Annotated in this window: 18 protein-coding genes and 1 riboswitch; of the genes, 8 read left to right on the top strand and 10 right to left on the bottom strand. The window is 71.5% G+C overall.

Features of this window, described 5'->3' with window-relative positions:
- Positions 1-80: 80 nt before the first annotated feature.
- Positions 81-160, bottom strand: a riboswitch (cyclic di-GMP riboswitch).
- A 269-nt stretch (positions 161-429) separates the two neighbouring features.
- Entirely contained in the window at positions 430-1,113 is a 684-nt protein-coding gene (locus AB0M88_RS24940; RefSeq protein ID WP_364106105.1) for a response regulator transcription factor, read from the top strand.
- The gene (locus AB0M88_RS24935) at positions 1,106-2,077 is read left to right on the top strand and encodes a HAMP domain-containing sensor histidine kinase (protein WP_364106210.1); all 972 of its coding nucleotides are present in this window, start codon (positions 1,106-1,108) and stop codon (positions 2,075-2,077) included. The genes AB0M88_RS24940 and AB0M88_RS24935 overlap by 8 nt, the downstream gene beginning before the upstream one ends.
- A 236-nt stretch (positions 2,078-2,313) precedes the next feature.
- Here AB0M88_RS24935 and AB0M88_RS24930 read toward each other — a convergent pair whose 3' ends face one another.
- Positions 2,314-3,222 (bottom strand): FAD:protein FMN transferase, encoded by a 909-nt coding sequence (locus tag AB0M88_RS24930; protein WP_364106103.1) that lies wholly within the window; start codon positions 3,220-3,222, stop codon positions 2,314-2,316.
- Between the two features lie 159 nt (positions 3,223-3,381).
- On the opposite strand from AB0M88_RS24930, the gene AB0M88_RS24925 reads away from it, so the two are divergent.
- On the top strand, positions 3,382-4,230 hold the full coding sequence (locus AB0M88_RS24925) for an alpha/beta fold hydrolase (RefSeq protein ID WP_364106101.1): 849 nt from the start codon (positions 3,382-3,384) through the stop codon (positions 4,228-4,230).
- Positions 4,231-4,233: 3 nt separating this feature from the next.
- On the opposite strand, the gene AB0M88_RS24920 is transcribed toward AB0M88_RS24925, so the two are convergent.
- From AB0M88_RS24920 to AB0M88_RS24895, 6 genes are all read right to left on the bottom strand, one after another.
- A complete protein-coding gene (locus AB0M88_RS24920) occupies positions 4,234-4,851 on the bottom strand; it encodes a response regulator transcription factor (RefSeq protein WP_364106099.1) in 618 nt (205 codons plus the stop codon).
- Complete coding sequence (locus AB0M88_RS24915; RefSeq protein WP_364106097.1) at positions 4,848-5,978, bottom strand: sensor histidine kinase; 1,131 nt, start codon at positions 5,976-5,978, stop codon at positions 4,848-4,850. The genes AB0M88_RS24920 and AB0M88_RS24915 overlap by 4 nt, the downstream gene beginning before the upstream one ends.
- Entirely contained in the window at positions 5,975-6,778 is an 804-nt protein-coding gene (locus tag AB0M88_RS24910; protein WP_364106095.1) for an ABC transporter permease, read from the bottom strand. Before AB0M88_RS24910 ends, AB0M88_RS24915 begins: the two co-directional genes overlap by 4 nt.
- Positions 6,775-7,608: an ABC transporter ATP-binding protein gene (locus AB0M88_RS24905; protein ID WP_364106208.1), complete on the bottom strand. Its 834-nt coding sequence runs from the start codon at positions 7,606-7,608 to the stop codon at positions 6,775-6,777. Before AB0M88_RS24905 ends, AB0M88_RS24910 begins: the two co-directional genes overlap by 4 nt.
- A 76-nt stretch (positions 7,609-7,684) precedes the next feature.
- Complete coding sequence (locus AB0M88_RS24900; protein WP_364106093.1) at positions 7,685-8,440, bottom strand: ABC transporter permease; 756 nt, start codon at positions 8,438-8,440, stop codon at positions 7,685-7,687.
- Positions 8,437-9,339, bottom strand: coding sequence for an ABC transporter ATP-binding protein (locus tag AB0M88_RS24895; RefSeq protein WP_364106207.1), 903 nt, complete (start codon positions 9,337-9,339; stop codon positions 8,437-8,439). Before AB0M88_RS24895 ends, AB0M88_RS24900 begins: the two co-directional genes overlap by 4 nt.
- A gap of 83 nt (positions 9,340-9,422) precedes the next feature.
- Between AB0M88_RS24895 and rnhA the strand changes: the two genes are divergently transcribed.
- Together rnhA and AB0M88_RS24885 are read left to right on the top strand one after the other, a co-directional pair.
- Positions 9,423-9,872 carry a ribonuclease HI gene (gene rnhA, locus AB0M88_RS24890; RefSeq protein ID WP_364106091.1) on the top strand — a complete coding sequence of 150 codons (450 nt, stop codon included), beginning with the start codon at positions 9,423-9,425 and terminating at the stop codon, positions 9,870-9,872.
- A 33-nt stretch (positions 9,873-9,905) separates the two neighbouring features.
- The gene (locus tag AB0M88_RS24885; protein WP_364106089.1) at positions 9,906-10,493 is read left to right on the top strand and encodes a DUF1707 domain-containing protein; all 588 of its coding nucleotides are present in this window, start codon (positions 9,906-9,908) and stop codon (positions 10,491-10,493) included.
- A 12-nt stretch (positions 10,494-10,505) separates the two neighbouring features.
- On the opposite strand, the gene AB0M88_RS24880 is transcribed toward AB0M88_RS24885, so the two are convergent.
- Positions 10,506-10,928 carry a MarR family transcriptional regulator gene (locus tag AB0M88_RS24880; RefSeq protein ID WP_364106087.1) on the bottom strand — a complete coding sequence of 141 codons (423 nt, stop codon included), beginning with the start codon at positions 10,926-10,928 and terminating at the stop codon, positions 10,506-10,508.
- Positions 10,929-10,983: 55 nt separating this feature from the next.
- Between AB0M88_RS24880 and AB0M88_RS24875 the strand changes: the two genes are divergently transcribed.
- Positions 10,984-11,574, top strand: coding sequence for a TIGR03086 family metal-binding protein (locus tag AB0M88_RS24875; RefSeq protein WP_364106085.1), 591 nt, complete (start codon positions 10,984-10,986; stop codon positions 11,572-11,574).
- 10 nt (positions 11,575-11,584) lie between these two features.
- The gene (locus tag AB0M88_RS24870; protein ID WP_364106083.1) at positions 11,585-11,983 is read left to right on the top strand and encodes a VOC family protein; all 399 of its coding nucleotides are present in this window, start codon (positions 11,585-11,587) and stop codon (positions 11,981-11,983) included.
- 24 nt (positions 11,984-12,007) lie between these two features.
- Here AB0M88_RS24870 and AB0M88_RS24865 read toward each other — a convergent pair whose 3' ends face one another.
- Positions 12,008-12,874 (bottom strand): metallophosphoesterase, encoded by an 867-nt coding sequence (locus AB0M88_RS24865; RefSeq protein ID WP_364106081.1) that lies wholly within the window; start codon positions 12,872-12,874, stop codon positions 12,008-12,010.
- A 320-nt stretch (positions 12,875-13,194) separates the two neighbouring features.
- Positions 13,195-13,443: an SCO4226 family nickel-binding protein gene (locus tag AB0M88_RS24860; RefSeq protein WP_364106079.1), complete on the bottom strand. Its 249-nt coding sequence runs from the start codon at positions 13,441-13,443 to the stop codon at positions 13,195-13,197.
- Positions 13,444-13,554: 111 nt separating this feature from the next.
- On the opposite strand from AB0M88_RS24860, the gene AB0M88_RS24855 reads away from it, so the two are divergent.
- Positions 13,555-14,769 (top strand): AAA family ATPase, encoded by a 1,215-nt coding sequence (locus tag AB0M88_RS24855; RefSeq protein WP_364106077.1) that lies wholly within the window; start codon positions 13,555-13,557, stop codon positions 14,767-14,769.
- Positions 14,770-14,772 lie beyond the last annotated feature (3 nt).

Here is a 14,772-nt window from a genome sequence, read left to right as displayed (position 1 = left end):
GTCGGTGCCCACAGCGCTAGCGGCGCCCGCTCCCGCGAGGCCGCTTGAATTGGTCGATAACGCATTCTCTTCCTAACTCCTTCGGCGGCTGGGCTGCCTCCGTTCGGGGAGGCCCCTGGCTTTGCGCCCCCGCCTCGCGACGGGTTTGCCTGTTCGGGTACCGCACCTGAGGGCGGTTGGGGCACCGGCGTGACCTGCGCTGGAACCAGACGTGAAGATCCGTCCAGAGGCCGCGCCTTCCGTAATCTAACCGGCCTATCGGTGTCTTACCGGCGGATCACGTAATTCGGCGTAAATCGACCTAAGACGCCCACTGAGCAGCACGGATAGACCGGACCGTCGGCGGTCGGCCCGCCCCGTCCGCAGGGGACCGACCGGATCAGACCGGTCTGTCGAGCGATCTTCAAGAAGACCGGTAGCGTCAGTCGCGTGGGACATCGAGTGCTGGTGGTCGACGACGACCCCGTGGTCAGTGACGTCGTCCGGCGCTATCTGGAGCAGGACGACTTCCGGGTGAGCCTGGAAAGCGACGGGCCGGCCGCGCTCCGGGCCGTCGAGACGCAACCGCCCGACCTGATCGTGCTCGATCTCATGCTGGGCGGCATCGACGGGCTCGAGGTGTGCCGGCGGCTGCGGCAGGATCGGCCGCATCTGCCGATCATCATGCTGACCGCGCTCGGCGAGGAGTCCGACCGGGTGCTCGGCCTGCAGATCGGCGCCGACGACTACGTCACCAAGCCGTTCTCGCCGCGGGAGCTGGTGCTGCGGGTGCGGTCGGTGCTGCGGCGCAGTGCGCCGGAGCCGGCCGGCGGCAAACTCGCCGACGGCGAGCTCGTCGCCGACACCGGCAAGAGGGCGGCCGAGCTGGGCGGGAAGCTCCTGCAATTGACCGTACGCGAGTTCGACCTGCTCGAATTCTTCCTCCGCCACCCGGCCAAGGCGTGGTCACGGGAACAGCTCCTGCAGAAGGTGTGGGGCTGGGACTTCGGCGACCAGTCGACGGTCACCGTGCACGTGCGGCGGCTGCGGGAGAAGATCGAGGCCGACCCGGCCCACCCGGTACGGCTGCTGACCGTGTGGGGGGTCGGCTACCGCTATGAGCCCCATGCATAGCCTCCGCGGCATCCTCCTCCTGTCGCTCGGCGCCGGCGCACTGGTCGGTCTGGCCGGGGCCGGCGTGCTGCGGCTGCTCCGCGGGCGGTCGATCATCGTGCACATCGTCGCGTTGATCACGATCACCGTGGCGGTGGTGGCGGCCGGGGTGATCGCGGTCGCGCAGGCGATGTTCCTCTCCGACCACGACCTGACCGTCGTGCTGATCACGGTCGGGGTGGCCGCACTGGTCAGTCTGGTGGTCGGGGTGACGTTCGGGCGACGGCTGGCGGCGGCCGCGATGTGGGCCCGGCAGGCCGAGCGGGACCGTCGCGAGCTGGTCGCCTGGGTCTCCCACGACCTGCGGACGCCGCTGGCCGGCCTGCGCGCGATGTCCGAGGCCTTGGAGGACGGGGTGGTGGCCGATCCCGAGGCGGTCGCCGAATACCACCGGCGCATCGGAGCCGAGACCGACCGGATGAGCGGGCTGGTCGACGACCTGTTCGAGCTGTCCCGCATCCACGCCGGCGCGTTGCACCTGCACCTGACCGAGGTGCCGCTGGCCGAGGCGGTGTCGGACGCGATCGCCTCGGTGAAGCCGCTGGCCGCGAGCAAGGGCATCCGGATCGACGCGTCCGAACAGGGCTGGCCGGTGGTGACCGCGAGCGAGCCCGAACTGGGCCGGGTGATCGCCAACCTGCTGGTCAACTCCGTGCGCTACACGCGCGCCGGCGGGACCGTCCGGGTGGCCGCGGGACACGACCGCGACGCGGTGTGGCTGACCGTCTCCGACTCGTGCGGCGGCATCCCGGCCGACGATCTGCCGCGGGTGTTCGACGTGGCGTTCCGAGGGTCGCGGGAGCGTACGGAGGGTGGCGGCCTCGGATTGGCGATCGTGCGCGGGCTGGTCGAGGCGCAGGGCGGCCGGGTCAGCGCGCGCAACGTCGACGGCGGCTGCTGTTTCGAGATCCGTCTCCGTACCTGACGTATTCGCCGCCGCGCTGCCCGTCGTTCACCTCGGCGCCGCCCACGACTGGTCATGTCTGTCTCGACGTTTGTCGAGACAGCGCGTGCTCGGCGTGACCGACCAGACCGGCCTGTTCGACACGATGAAGCGGGCGCCGGGCCTCCGCTGAAGGCCGCGCGCGGAGAGGGGCCCGGGCTCGCCGGGCCCCTCTCACCTCGGTTCGGAGACCAGACGCCGGGCGAGGACCCGGCGGTTCACTCCGGCCAGCCGCCGAACAGCTGCACGTCGAGGCTGGGGGTGACCAGGCGGCTCGGCAAGCCGTCGAGCAGGTCGTAGGCGCCGCGGCCGCGGACGATCGCGGCCGTGCTCAGGGCGTTGGCCTGCAGGCACGACGAGGACGCGACCGACACCGTGCGCCAGATGCGGGCGGCCGGGCGGCCGGTGCGCGGGTCGACGATGTGGTGCAGCTCCGGACCCCACGTGCGGCCGACCGTGCTCGACGTCGCCAGGGCCGCACCGGCCGGCAGTCGCACGGTGCAGGCCGGGTCGCCGGGGCGGTCCTGAACCAGCACCGGCCAGCCGTCGCCCGACGGGGCCGGGCCCGCGGTGGCGATGTCACCGCCCAGGGCGACCAGCGCGCCCACGCCCAGGCGCAACGCGATCATCGAAGCGACGCGGTCGGCCGCCGCGGCCTTGGCGGTGACGCCGAGGTCGAGGAGTACGCCGTCGGGCACGGTCAGTTCCTCCCCGCGCAGCCGCACCGCCCGGTAGTCGGGCACGGGAAAGACGCGGACCGCGGGCGCCACCACCCGGCCGGTGATGGCGGCGAAGTCGCGGTCGTAACCGAGCGCGCACAGCGCCGCCCCGACCGTCGGGTCGACGTCGCCGTCGGTCACCTCGGCGACCATCAGCGCGGCCGAGATCAGGTCGGCCAGCAACGGGCTGACGATGACCGGTCGGCCGCCGGAGCGGCCGGCGACCGAGAGTTCGGAGTCGTCGCGGAAGCGGCTGCACGCGGCGTCCACCGCGTCGAGCTCGGCCCGGGCAATCCCGGCGGCCTCGTCGATCGCGGCCGGATCGGTGACGACAACCCGGGCGACGGTGCCCCAGACCGGCCATTGCGCGGTGTCGTCGCGGACGGAGAGCGTCTCGATCAGCGGCATGTCAGGAACCTCCCGAAGTGGCGCCGACGGCGAGTCGGGCGTGTTCGACCGAGAGTGCGCGCCTGCCCTGTGGCGCGGCTGTGGAACGTCTGTGCCCTTGACTCGCAAACGGCTACTTGACCGGTTCACAAGAGGCGGGAGATCTCATAGCTTCACGGCATGTCGACCATCCCTCAGCACCTTCGCGACGAGATTGCCGAGATCAACGCCAGCGGCCGCACCCCGGTCGTCTTCATCCACGGCCTGTGGCTCCTGCCCAGCAGCTGGGACCGCTGGGCCGAGGTGTTCCGGGGCGCCGGCTACGCGCCCCTCTCGCCCGGCTGGCCCGACGACCCGGAGACGGTCGCGGAGGCCACCGCCCACCCGGAGGTGATGGCCGGCAAGACCGTCGGCCAGGTCGCCGACCACTACGCCGAGGTCATCGGCCTGCTCGACAAGCAGCCGGCGGTGGTGGGCCACTCGTTCGGCGGCCTGCTCGCGATGATCGTCGCCGGCCGCGGACTGTCCAATGTGACCGTCGCGATCGACGCGGCGCCGTTCCAGGGCGTACTCCCGCTGCCGGTCTCGGCCCTGCGCTCGGCGTCGCCGGTGCTGTCCAACCCGGCCAACCGGCACAAGGCGATCCCGCTGACCTTCGAGCAGTTCCACTACGCGTTCGCCAACGCGGTCGACGAGGTCGAGGCGCGGAAGCTCTACGAGGAGTACGCGGTGCCGGCCCCGGGCGCGCCGCTCTTCCAGGCCGCGGTGGCCAACTTCAACCCGTGGAGCGAGGTCAAGGTCGACCACGAGAACGCGTACCGGGGGCCGCTGCTGCTCATCTCGGGCGAGCGGGACCACACCGTGCCGCCGGCGATCTCCAACGCGGCCTACAAGCTCCAGCAGAAGAACAGCGGGGTGACCGAGTTCGCCTCGATCCCCGGCCGCGGCCACTCGCTGACCATCGACCACGGCTGGCTCGAGGTCTGCAACACCGCGCTCGCGTTCGTCGGGCGCTTCACCGACAAGTAGGGCCTACAGCAGGCCGAGCCGCATCGCCGTGGTCACCGCGGCGGTGCGGTCGGCCACGTCCAGCTTGTTGAAGACGCGCAGCAGGTGCGTCTTGACGGTCGCCTCGGCGATGAACAACCGCTTGCCGATGTCGGCGTTGGTCAGCCCACCCGCGACCAGTTTCAGAACCTCGGTCTCCCGGGCCGACAGCGCCGGCGGGGCCGGCGAGCGCACCTGCCGTACGAGCGTGGAAGCGACACTCGGCGCGAGCACCGTCTCGCCCCGGGCGGCCGCGCGCACCGCGTCGGCCAGTTCGGCCGGCGTCGCGTCCTTGAGCAGATAACCCCCGGCCCCGGCCTCGATCGCCCGGAGGATGTCGCGGTCCGACTCATACGTCGTGAGCACCAGCACCCGGGTCGTCGGGGCGGCGGCCAGGATCCGTTCGGTCGCCGACACCCCGTCGCCGCCCGGCATCCGCAGGTCCATCAGCACGATGTCGGGCTTCTCGGCCAGCGTCAGCGCGAGGCCCTCGTCGCCCGACGACGCCTCGCCGACCACGGTCAGGTCGGGTTCGGCGTCGAGCATGCCGCGGAGCCCCATCCGCACCACCGGGTGGTCGTCGACCAGCAGGATCCGGATCATGCGGGGATCTCCAGTTCGATCGTCGTGCCGTCGTCCGGCTTGCTGATGACGGTCAGGGTGCCGTTGACCTGTTCGGCGCGGGCCCGCATGCCGTTGAGGCCGAACCCGTCGGCCGCGTCGGCGGCGAAGCCACGGCCGTCGTCGCGCACGGTCAGCAGCACTTTCTTGTCCGAGTAGGCCAGGAGCACCTGGACCGAGCCGGCACCGGCGTGGCGGCGCACGTTGGTCAGCGCCTCCTGGGTCGCGCGCAGCAGCACCACCTCGACCGACGTCGGCAGCGGGCGGTCGGCACCGGTGACGCGCACGGTCGCGGGCACTGCCGACTCCTCGTGGAAACGGTCGGCGGCACGGCGTACGGAATCAAGCAGTGACCCCGACGCCAGCGCGGCCGGCGAGAGATCCGAGACCAACGCACGGGCCTCGGCCAGGTTTTCCTTAGCCGTGCGGACCGCGAGAGCGATCCGCTCGTCCCGCAGCCGCGGATCGGCGGCCTGCAGCAGCGTGATGATGCTGGTGAAGCCCTGGGCCAGCGTGTCGTGGATCTCGCCCGCGAGACGAGCGCGCTCGGCCGAGGCGGAGAGCCGCGCGACCTCGGCCCGGCTCGCCTCGAGCTCCTCGATGAGCCGGCCGCGCTCGATGCTCTGCTCGATCACCCGGATGTTCCAGAAACCGAGCCAGACGCCGGCCGCGGCCGAGATCGTGCCGATGACCAGGTCCATCGGGACGAGACCGGGCTCCTCGATCAGGTCGACCAGCGGGGTGACCAGGTTGACCAGCACCACCAGCGCGATCGCCGGCCGCATCGGCACCAGCTGGAAGAACAGCGGGATCAGCGCGAAGAGCAGCCAGGTCGTGAACGGTGCCGCCGCGACCGCGACGACGAACAGGGTCAGCGTGCCGACCGCGGCGACGACGTTCCGCCGGTCCTCGATGTCCTTGCTGATGAGCCGCCGGCTGACCGTGACGTGGATCAGGGCCATGCTGGCGATCGCCGCCGCGGCCAGCTCGCGCCGCCACAGCGCGTGACCGTCGGCGGCGAGGACCGCGGCGGCGACGGCCACCGCGACGACGGCGAAGTAGACCTCCCAGTACGGCCAGTAGAGCCGATGGGCCTCCACCTGGCTCACCGGTCGCTCTCGCTCCAGCGGAAGGTCACCAGGCACAGCACCAATCCGATCACACACCAGGCGCCGAGCACCATCGCGGTGCGGCCGAGCTCCCACTGGCCGGCCGCCTCCAGCGACTTCATGCTGTCGGGCAGGAAGACGTAGCGGAAGCCCTGGCTCATCCACTTGACCGGGAAGATCGACGCGACATTGATCAGCCAGGTCGGCAGCTGGGTGATCGGGTGGATGAAGACGCCGGAGATGAACTGCAGCGCCACCACGGGCACGTTGAGGATCGCGCCGGCCGTGCGGGCATGCCGGACGATCGCGCTGACCGCCACGCCGATCAGCGAGCACGCCACCACCGACAGCACGAAGAGCCAGGCGAAGGTCAGCCAGTGCGACGCGTCCGGAAGTTTGAGGTCGAAGACCAGCGCCCCGACGCCGATCAGCACAACGGCTTCGGCCACGCTGAGGAAGAGCACGAGCGCGAGTTTCCCGATCAAATATGCGGTGACGGTCAACGGTGTGCCCCGGAGCCGCTTGAGCGTGCCGTCCTCCCGGTCGAGCGCCAGCCCCGCGCCCATCGTGATGAACCCGGTGTTGAGGATCCCGTACGCGATCATGCTGGCCGCGTAGACCTGGCTCGCGCTGACCCCGGCCTGGTCGTCGTCCTTGCCGAAGATGGTGCCGAACAGCAGCAGGAGCAGCGCCGGGAAGAGGAACGTGAAGATCAGGGCGGTGCGGTCGCGGACGAACATCAGCAGTTCGGCCCGGCCCCTTTGGATCCCGTTGCCGAAGGTGGAAGGCAGCGCGGTCATTCGCTCGCTCCGATCAGGTTGAGATAGATGTCCTCGAGGGTCGGGCGGGTGATCGTGAGCGTGCTCAGGTCCTCGTTTTCGGCGACCAGGCGATGCAGCAGCGGAGTCGGGTCGGACACCTGCTCGGTGTGGCCCTTCCAGCTGACCTTGGCGCCGGCGGCGGCCCGCCCGCCCAGCGTGGCCGGGGTGCCCTCGGCGACGATCCGGCCGCCGGCCAGCACGGCCAGGCGGTCGGCCAGTGCCTCCGCCTCTTCCAGATAGTGGGTGGTGAGGACGATCGTGGTGCCCTCGGCGGCGAGATCCCGGATCAGGTCCCAGAACTGGCGCCGGGCCTGCGGGTCGAAGCCGGTGGTCGGCTCGTCGAGGAAGAGCAGCTCGGGCCGCCCCACGATGCCGAGCGCGACGTCGACCCGCCGCCGCTGGCCACCCGACAGCGAACGGATCTTGTTGTGCTGCTTGCCGGTCAGGCCCACGAGCTCGATCACCTCGTCGGCCGGGCGGGGGCCGGGATAGAAGCCGGCGATGTGCCGCACCATCTCGCGCACGGTCAGGTCGGCGGCGTCGTCGGCGTCCTGCAGCACGATGCCGATGCGCGCCCGCCAGGCCCGCCCGGCCGTGCCCGGGTCCTCGCCGAGCACGCGGGCCTCGCCCCCGCTGCGGCGGCGGTGCCCCTCCAGAATCTCCACGGTCGTGGTCTTGCCCGCGCCGTTCGGGCCGAGCAGCGCGAAGACCTCGCCACGGGCGACCGCGAGATCGATGCCCGCGACCGCCTCGTGCCCCCGGTAAACCTTGCGGAGGCCCTGCACCTCAATGGCTGTCATGCCATTGATCGTGCTTGTTTCACGGCGGGAACGGGACGACTGTGTGGACGGCAGTGGTTGTCCACCGATCGGTGGACAGGCCTTGCTATTCCCAGCGGAACTTCTTCGCCGCCGCGGTGAGGAAGACGGCCGCCCACAGCGTGAGGCTCAGCCAGATCGACAGCGGGATCTCGGTGTCGCGGGTCAGCGCGTCGCGCAGCGCCTCGGCGTGCGCGGCCAGCGGCAACAGGAACCAGCCCGCGGCCCCCAGATCGGGCGCGGCGAACATGATGCCGCCCGCCGCGAGCATCAGCACATAGATGAAGGTGGCCGCCGCGGTCGTCGTCTCGGGCCGCAGCACGCTGGCCAGCAGCAGCGCCAGCCCGGTGTAGGCGGCGGTCGCCAGCACGGTCACGCCGACCGCCGGAAGCAGATCGGCCACGTGCGGACGCCAGCCGACCGCCACGCCGACCAGCGCGAGCACCAGCAACTGCAGCACGATCAGCCCGAGCACGGCCGCCGTCTTGGCGAGGAGCAGACCGGGCCGGGTGAGCGGGGACGCGCCGAGCCGTTTCAGTACGCCGTAACTCCGCTCATAGCCCGTCGTGATCGCCTGACCGGTGAACGCGGTCGACATCACGGTCAGCGCGAGCACGCCCGGAACGATGAAGCCCAGCCGGTCATCGCCCGGCACGTTGGTGGCGTGGGTGAGGCCGGCGCCCAGCAGCACCAGCAGCGGGACGCCCATGGCCAGCACGACCGCCTCGCCGCGGCGGGCGGTCAGCGTGACCTCCATCCTGATCTGCTGCCGGAGGATGCTCTTGAACGGGGCGCGGCTCGGGGCCGGCGCGAAGGTGCTCATCTCTTGGTTCCCTGCATGGTCAGTGCCAGGTAGACGTCTTCCAACGTGCGCCGGCGGGTATTCACGGCGGTGACCTGGGCGTCCTCCGCGGCGAACCAGGCCAGCACCTCGGCGATCGTGGTCGTGTCGAGGGCACCGGCGATCGAGTATTCGCCCGGGCTCGTCTCGGTGACCTTCAGCTCGTGGTTCGGCATCCGCAGGCCCGGCCGGGCGCGCACCTCCAGCAGGTCGATGCCGGCCGCGGCGGTGAGCTCGGCCGGGGTGCCGGTGGCCGCGACCACGCCCGAACGCATGATGACCACGTCGTCGGCCAAGCGCTCGGCCTCGTCGAGCAGATGCGTGGTGAGCAGGACGGTGACGCCGTCGGCCCGCAACTCCTCGATCAGGTGCCAGGTGGTGTGGCGGGCCTCGGTGTCCATGCCCGCGGTCGGCTCGTCGAGGAAGACCAGCTCGGGCCGCCCGACCAGGGCCACCGCCAGGCACAGCCGCTGCTGCTCGCCGCCCGACAGACGGCGGAACCGGGTGCGCTCGAACTTGCGCAGGCCCAGCCGGTCGAGCAGCATCTCGGTGCTCAGAGGACGGGCGCTGAAGCTGGCGAACAGCCGGAGAATCTCGCCCGCGGTCGCCCAGGGATAGACACCGCCGCTCTGCAGCATGATGCCGAGGCGCGGCATCAGCGCGTCGTGATCGTCGACCGGGTCGAGCCCGAGCACCCGCACCCGGCCGCCGTCGGCGCGCCGGAACCCCTCGCACACCTGAAGCAGGCTCGTCTTGCCGGCGCCGTTGCTGCCCAGCAGGGCGAACACGCGGCCCCGCGGCACGGTCAGCGAGACCTTGTCGACCGCGGTCGTGCCGCCATAGCGCACGACGAGCTCGTCGACCACGACCGCGTCGTCCATCACCCGGCCACCATACGTCGCGATTCCTGAGCGTCCGCTGGTGACCGGCCGGGCATGGCGGCGCTCACTTATAGGGTGCCTCCATGACGGTCGTCGAGATCTACACCGATGGGGCCTGCGTGCCCAACCCCGGGCCCGGTGGATGGGGTGCGGTGCTGCGCTACGGCACCCGCGAGAAGGACATGTGCGGTGGCACGGCGGCCCCGACCACCAACAACCGGATGGAGCTGATGGCCCCGATCTCGGCGCTGGAGTCGCTCAACCGGACGCCGATGACGGTGATGCTCTACACCGACAGCATCTATGTGCGCGACGGCATCACGAAGTGGCTGCCCCGGTGGAAGGCCAACGGGTGGCAGACGGCGGCCAAGCAGCCGGTCAAGAACGTCGATCTGTGGCAGCGGCTCGACGCCGCGGTCAGCAAGCACGACGTGCAGTGGCACTGGGTGAAAGGCCACGCCGGGCATCCGGAGAACGAGCGGGCCGACCGGCTGGCCGCGCGGGGCCTGCAGGAGGCGGTGGCAGCGGGGTAGCCGCGGGTGGACGGGTAGGCCTATCGTCATACTATGACTAACCCTTCGGACGCCCTGCCCGCGCCGGCCGCCGACGGCTCGACCGTGCGGGCTTCCGACGGCGAACGGCAGACGATCGCCGACCGGCTCAACGTGGCGGTCGGGGAGGGGCGGCTGACGCTGTCCGAGTTCACCGAACGGGTCGGGGCGGCCTATGCGGCTCGCACACAGGGCGAACTCGACCGGCTGGTGAGCGACCTTCCCGCCGGCCGCCCGGTCACCGCGGCGGCGACGGCCCCTCCTCCCGAGCCGGCTCCCCTGGAGATCATGGTCGGGGCGATCAAGAAGCGGGGCCGCTGGCGGATCCAGCCGTCGACCGCGCTCGGCGTGGCGATCGGCCCGATGAAGCTCGACCTGCGCAACGCCGATCTCGCGGCCCATGAGGTCACGCTCTCCGCGCGCACGGTCGTCGGCGCGATCAAGGTCTGGGTGCCGCGCGGCGTGCGGGTCATCGTCGAGGGCCGCACCGCGGTCGGCACCCGCACGATCGCCGAGAGCAACCTGCCGCCCGAGGTGGACGTGCCGACGCTGCGCCTGCGCCTGGACACCGGCCTCGGCACGGTCAAGGTCTACCGCACCTGACGCACGGCCTTCCTATCGCGCCCGGCTCAGCGCCTCGAGCGCGGTCAGGAAGCTCGCCCGATCCTCCTTCGGGAGGTCGGCCAGCAGGGCCTCCTCCGCCGCGCGGATGTCGGCCCGCACGGCCCGTTGCAGGCCGCGGCCGGCGGGGGTCAGGCTCAGCAGACGTACGCGGCGGTCGGCCGGATCCGGCTCCCGCTCGATCAGTCCCCGCCGTTGCAGGTCGTCGAGCACCGGGATCAGCCGGGTCTTGTCGGCGTTGATGGCCGCGGCCAGCGCCGCCTGCGTGCGCGTCGGCCGGCCCCGCAGGGCGCTCAGCGCGACATAGGCCCACATCGAGATCTCGTGCCGGGCCAGGATCGGCTCCTCCATCGCGATCAGACGACGGCCGAGCCGCATCACCATGGCCGCGAGATCCGCCCGCTCGTCCTCTCCCACGCTTCTCACCCTTTCACGGCTTGACATATCGTAAGCGACAGTAGATCGTATGCAAATGCGTACGATTAATCTGCTGGAGGCCGACGAGGCCGCGACCCGCGGCAGCGTCGCCGTGGTCGCCCAGGTCGCGCCGCCCGATCTGGCGCGGCCGACACCCTGCGCCCGGTGGGACCTCCGTGCCCTGCTCGCGCACATGACCGTGCAGCACCGGGGCTTCGCCGCCGCGGCCGCCGGCCGGGGCGGCGACCCGGACGTCTGGCAGCCGGTCTCGTCCTTCGAGCACCCGGTCGCCGCCTACCTCGCCGCGACCGCCGAGGTCCTTTCGGCCTTCGCCGAACCCGGAGTGCTCGACCGCGAGTTCGTCCTCCCCGAGATCCCCCGGCAGCCGAGCTTCCCCGGGCGGGTCGCGATCGGGTTCCACCTGGTCGACTACGTCGTGCACGGGTGGGACGTGGCGCAGACCATCGGCGTGCCGTACACGCCGCCCGACGAGGTCGTGGCCACGGCCCTGCCGGTGGCCCGGGCCGTGCCGGACGGCCCGTTCCGTCTCGACGAAGGCGCCGCCTTCGCACCCGCCCGCACAGTGCCGGCCGGCGCGTCGGCGCTCGACGAAATCCTGCTTCTGCTCGGCCGTGACCCTCGTTAGGGAGAAACCCATGGAACTTCAGCTCGGCATGATCGGACTCGACGTACGCGACCTCCAGCGCTCGGTCGAGTTCTACCGCCTCCTCGGGCTCGCGATGCCCGACCCGTTCCCCGACCGCCCCGTCTCCCTCCTCCGCATGGAGAGCGGTGTCAGCCTCGTCCTCGCGGAGGGCTTCGCCGCCGGCGCCGACCCGGACTGGGAGCGGCCGGACCGCGGCTACCAGCAGTTCCTGGAGTTCTTCGTCGGCGACGACGCCGCCGTCGACGAGCAGTGGAACCGGCTGACCGCCGCCGGCCACCACGGGCGCATGGCGCCCCGGAAGACCACCGGACCGTACGCGGCGATGATCGACGACCCGGACGGCAACGTCGTGCTGATCTCCTCCGACCCGGCGGCGGACGTTTCCTAGGGTCGCCCTCCTACGGTCGCCCTCCTACGGTCGCCCGAGGTCGGCCATGACGGCAGCGAGCTGGGCGGCGTCGAGTTCGTGGGCGGTCTCGCCGGCGTGCGGATCGCGGGCGTGCAGGGTGTGGCAGACCGGCGAATGGGGTCCCCCGAGGTCGATCAGGGAGGCCGACGCACCCCGGGCCGCCCGCTCGGTTCCCGGCGCGGCGGTCAGGTCGATGCGGTTGACCACGCCCGGAGTGACCCACACCGGCACGCCGTCCAGCATCCCGGACAGCTGCAGGTGAAAGTGCCCGCAGAGGATCAGCCGCACGTCGGACCCGCGGATCGCGCCGGCGAGATCGGTGCCGTTGACCAGGCCCAGAGACTGTTGCACCGCGACGCCCGGGAGGACGACCGGAGGGTGGTGGAAGACCAGGACGGTGCCGTTCGGGACGGGTTCGGCCAGGACGTCGCGCAGCCACTCCAACTGGGCGGGGCTGATCTCGCCGTACGCCGTACCCGGCACCAGCGAGTCGAGCGTGACGATCCGATAGCCGGCGACCGTCGTGGCCGCCGCGCATTCACCGCCGGCCGACTCGAAGCGGCGCTCCGGGTCGGTGTGGCCGGTGCCCAGAACGGCCGCGAACGGCTTCCGCTCGTCGTGGTTGCCGGTGCTGAAGATCGCCGGGATGCCCCGCCGGCGGGCGAACGCGCCGACCATCTCCAGTGCGTCGGCGTACGCCTCGGCCGAACCGTCATCGGCGACATCGCCGCTGACCACGACCGCGTCGAGGTCGGCCAGCTCGGCACAGTCGTGCAGCATCTGGCGAAGCGACTCGCGGGGGTCGATGCCGTCACGGTTCGGGCCGGGCGCGGCGGTGATGTGGGTGTCGGACAGATGCAGGATCCGCATCCCCCGGACGCTACCGCGACGACTGCCACGCGCACTGCCCGCTCGAAGGACGGGCGGCCGAGGCCGACGCGGTCGGCGGCGCGCAGTCCTGGTCCGCTACATCGGCGGCCGGCGGGAAACGGCCAGCGCGAAACGGTCCTGAGGGCGGGTTCCCGCCAGAACCCGCCCGGATCTGGGTTTGGGCGCAACCACTCACTCAGGTCGCCCGGGCGGGGTGGGCGTTCTGGGCGCGCCAGCGCCCTGCTCGGCCCGGCCGGGCCCTCGGCGTGAGCGACGGTCGGCAACCCCCCACCCCGCTACGACCGCCTGAATTTGATTTTTCAGACTTCGGCGGTCAATTCGTAAACCTCGCTCGTGGGGTGGCCGGTGCGTTCGTGGATGCGCATGACCGCTTCTTTGCTCGGGCCGGTGCTCAGGCAGAAGGCCTTGCCCGACTCGGGATCGAGCCAGGCGCGCTCGAAATGGACGCCCTCCTCGCCCTCGACTTTGAGGTCGGCCTCGTGAGCGTCGGCCAGTTGTTCCGGGGTGACGCCGTGGAATCCGCTGTGTACGTCCATGAACTTGGCCATCGGAATGCTCCTGTCGAATTGACTGATATGGAGCAGCGTGCCCGGAGAACCGCAGTCGGACATCGGTCATTGCACCTAGGAACGCGTCCGCGGGTGACCTAAAGTCGCGCCATGAACGTCGCGCTGAGCAGCCCGGTGCTGGTCGGCCGGGATGATCTGCTCGCGCTGGCCTCGCGCCGGCTCGCGGCGGCCGCGGAGGGCGGCGGCGAGTTGCTGTTCCTGGCCGGTGAGGCGGGGATCGGCAAGACCCGGCTGCTGGGGGAGGTCGTGCGCCGGGCGCGGGAGTTGGGGTTCACGGTGGTCACTGCGGCCGCCTCCCCGGGGGATGCGGAGATCGCGGCGGGCCTGTTGGGGGATCTCGCGGGCGAGTTGGGCCGGGAGCCCGGGACCGCCGGGGTCGGCTCGCGGATCGCCGCGCGGCTGGCCGCGGGCGGGGGCGACGACGGCGATTCCGACCGGCAGCGGCGCCTTCTGGTGGGCGACGTTTCAGATCTGCTGGAGTCGCTCGGCGCGGACCGGACGCTGATCGCGCTGGAAGACCTGCACTGGGCCGACGACGTCACGCTCGACGTGCTCGGGCGGCTCGGCCGGCGGGCCGGGACGCTGAAACTGCTGGTGGTCGGCACCTATCGCAGCGACGAACTCTATCCTCGCGTGCCGATGCGGGCGTGGCGCACCCGGCTGCTCACCCAGCGGCAGGCCGAGGAGGCGCGGCTCGGCCGGCTGAGCCGGGCGGACACCGCGGCGCTGAGCGCGGCGATCACCGGCTCGGCGCTGCCCGGCACGGTCGCCGAGGAGGTCTACGCCCGCAGCGACGGCATCCCGCTGCACGTCGAGGAGTTCGTGGCCGCGGTCGGCGGCATGCCGGACACGCTGGCCGACGCCGTGCTCAGCCGGGCCGAACAGCTCAGCCGGGAGGCGCGGAGCCTGGCCGGGGTGGCGTCGGTGCTGGGGCGCTCGTTCGACCTCGACCTGCTGACCGCGATCACCGGGGAGGGGCCGGCCGCGGTCGACGACGGGCTGCGCGAACTGACCGAGCGGTTCTTCGTGCAGCCGCGGCCCGACCGGGTTCGCTACGACTTCCGGCACGCCCTGATCAGGGACGCCCTCTATGCCGATCTCACCCCGCACCGGCGCCGCTATCTCCACGCCCGGGCCGCCGCGGCGGCGGTCGCGGCCGGATTCTCGCCGGTGTTCGTGAGTGACCAGTTCGAGCGGGCGGCCATGCCGGCGGGTAACTGGATAGGTGTCGTTGATCTTTCAGTGCCGCGGAGGGCTCTGAAAGCGTTGACTATTCGTGCCTGCCGAGTCCGCGCCGTCGTATGACGA

The sequence above is a fragment of the Actinoplanes sp. NPDC051411 genome (assembly GCF_040682075.1).
Taxonomy (GTDB): Bacteria; Actinomycetota; Actinomycetes; order Mycobacteriales; family Micromonosporaceae; genus Actinoplanes.
The sequence above is the reverse complement of the archived record's forward strand: the minus strand, read 5'-3'. Positions and strand labels throughout refer to the sequence as shown.

Bases quoted from the DNA above. Each gene is read 5' to 3' on its own strand.
- AB0M88_RS24910 (WP_364106095.1), bottom strand. From the start codon at position 6,778: ATGACCGCGCTGCCTTCCACCTTCGGCAACGGGATCCAAAGGGGCCGG.
- AB0M88_RS24900 (WP_364106093.1), bottom strand. From the start codon at position 8,440: ATGAGCACCTTCGCGCCGGCCCCGAGCCGCGCCCCGTTCAAGAGCATC.
- AB0M88_RS24865 (WP_364106081.1), bottom strand. From the start codon at position 12,874: ATGCGGATCCTGCATCTGTCCGACACCCACATCACCGCCGCGCCCGGC.
- rnhA (WP_364106091.1), top strand. From the start codon at position 9,423: ATGACGGTCGTCGAGATCTACACCGATGGGGCCTGCGTGCCCAACCCC.
- AB0M88_RS24930 (WP_364106103.1), bottom strand. From the start codon at position 3,222: ATGCCGCTGATCGAGACGCTCTCCGTCCGCGACGACACCGCGCAATGG.
- AB0M88_RS24870 (WP_364106083.1), top strand. From the start codon at position 11,585: ATGGAACTTCAGCTCGGCATGATCGGACTCGACGTACGCGACCTCCAG.
- AB0M88_RS24925 (WP_364106101.1), top strand. From the start codon at position 3,382: ATGTCGACCATCCCTCAGCACCTTCGCGACGAGATTGCCGAGATCAAC.
- AB0M88_RS24895 (WP_364106207.1), bottom strand. From the start codon at position 9,339: ATGGACGACGCGGTCGTGGTCGACGAGCTCGTCGTGCGCTATGGCGGC.
- AB0M88_RS24855 (WP_364106077.1), top strand. From the start codon at position 13,555: ATGAACGTCGCGCTGAGCAGCCCGGTGCTGGTCGGCCGGGATGATCTG.
- AB0M88_RS24860 (WP_364106079.1), bottom strand. From the start codon at position 13,443: ATGGCCAAGTTCATGGACGTACACAGCGGATTCCACGGCGTCACCCCG.
- AB0M88_RS24920 (WP_364106099.1), bottom strand. From the start codon at position 4,851: ATGATCCGGATCCTGCTGGTCGACGACCACCCGGTGGTGCGGATGGGG.
- AB0M88_RS24935 (WP_364106210.1), top strand. From the start codon at position 1,106: ATGCATAGCCTCCGCGGCATCCTCCTCCTGTCGCTCGGCGCCGGCGCA.
- AB0M88_RS24885 (WP_364106089.1), top strand. From the start codon at position 9,906: ATGACTAACCCTTCGGACGCCCTGCCCGCGCCGGCCGCCGACGGCTCG.
- AB0M88_RS24875 (WP_364106085.1), top strand. From the start codon at position 10,984: ATGCGTACGATTAATCTGCTGGAGGCCGACGAGGCCGCGACCCGCGGC.